1 protein-coding gene is annotated in these 1,777 nt (G+C 62.2%); it reads right to left on the reverse strand.

From position 1 onward, the window contains the following. Positions 1-1,768, reverse strand: a 1,768-nt coding sequence (gene xsc / locus AC2FLP_RS22060; protein WP_299902849.1) for a sulfoacetaldehyde acetyltransferase, incomplete at its 3' end; no start/stop codon positions are given. Positions 1,769-1,777: the final 9 nt, after the last annotated feature.

The raw sequence follows: 1,777 nt of genomic DNA on the forward strand, positions 1-1,777 counted from the left end.
CCTGATTTTTCATTTCGTCGGCTGAGATTCCGGCGACTGCGACGGGTTTTTTCATTGCGTCGCGGCGGAAGGGTTCGCCGAGTTCCTGGTTGATCAGGGCCTCGATCAGCGTGGTGATGCCGTTCTTCTGGTCCTCGATCGCTTGGTTCAGCGCCGCGGTCAGCTCGTCCTGGGTGCGGGCAACGACGCCCTTCAGACCACAGGCCTGCGCAATACCGGCGTAAGACACTTTGGTGTCCAGCTCGGTGCCCACGAAGTTGTCGTCAAACCACAGGGTCGAGTTGCGCTTTTCCGCGCCCCACTGATAGTTGCGGAAGACGATCTGGGTCACGGCAGGCCATTCCTCGCGGCCGATCGCGGTCAGTTCGTTCACCGCGATGCCGAATGCACCATCACCGGCAAAGCCCACAACCGGAACGTCCGGGCAGCCGATCTTGGCGCCGACGATGGCGGGCAGCCCATAGCCGCAGGGGCCGAACAGGCCCGGCGCCAAGTACTTGCGGCCCTCTTCAAACGACGGATAGGCGTTGCCGATGGCGCAGTTGTTGCCGATATCGGACGAGATGATCGCCTCTTTCGGCAGCGCCGCCTGAATCGCGCGCCACGCCATGCGCGGGCTCATCCAGTCCGGCTTGGCGTCACGGGCGCGCTGGTTCCAGGTGGTGCCCGGATCGTCATCCTCGTGGGTCATCGAGGTCAGCTCCTGCGCCCAGGCGGATTTTTTCTGCGCAATGCGTTCCTTGCGCTCCTTGCGGCCTTCGTCACCGGCGGTGTCGCTCAGCTGGGCCAGAATGCCTTGGGCCACCTTGGCCGCATCACCGACGATACCGACGGTGACAGTTTTGGTCAGGCCGATGCGGTCGGGGTTGATGTCGACCTGGATGATCTTGGCATTCGCCGGCCAGTATTCCATGCCATAGCCCGGCAGGGTCGAGAACGGGTTCAGACGGGTGCCAAGACACAGAACAACATCAGCCTCGCTGATCAGCTCCATCCCGGCCTTCGAACCGTTATAGCCCAGAGGGCCGGCAAACAGCGGGTGGTTGCCGGGGAAGGCGTCGTTGTGCTGATAGCCGACGCAGACCGGCGCATTCAGACGCTCGGCCAGTGCCTTCGACGCCTCGATCCCGCCCTTGGACAGGACAACGCCCGCACCGTTCAGGATAACGGGGTTCTTGGCGTTCGACAGCAGCTCGGCCGCCTGTGCCACGGCGGTTTCGCCGCCCGAGGGGCGTTCGAAATCGACGATGGCGGGCAGATCAACATCGATCACCTGAGTCCACATATCACGCGGGATGTTCAGCTGAGCCGGCGCGCTGGCGCGCTTGGCCTGCATGATCACACGGTTCAGAACCTCGCAGACGCGGGTCGGGTCGCGGACCTCTTCCTGATAGGCGACCATGTCCTCGAACAGCTTCATCTGCTCGACTTCCTGGAAGCCGCCCTGACCGATGGTCTTGTTCGCCGCCTGCGGCGTCACCAGCAGCAGCGGGGTGTGGTTCCAGTAAGCCGTTTTCACCGCGGTCACAAAGTTGGTGATGCCGGGGCCGTTCTGCGCGATCATCATCGACATCTTGCCGGTCGCTCGGGTGTAGCCATCCGCCATCATCCCCGCACTGCCTTCATGCGCACAGTCCCAGAACATGATCCCGGCCTTCGGGAACAAATCAGAGATCGGCATCATCGCAGATCCAATGATCCCAAACGCATGCTCAATCCCGTGCATCTGCAGAACCTTAACAAACGCCTCTTCCGTCGTCATCTTCATGTGGGTGTT

The sequence above is a fragment of the Ruegeria sp. CDSA141 genome (assembly GCF_059612005.1).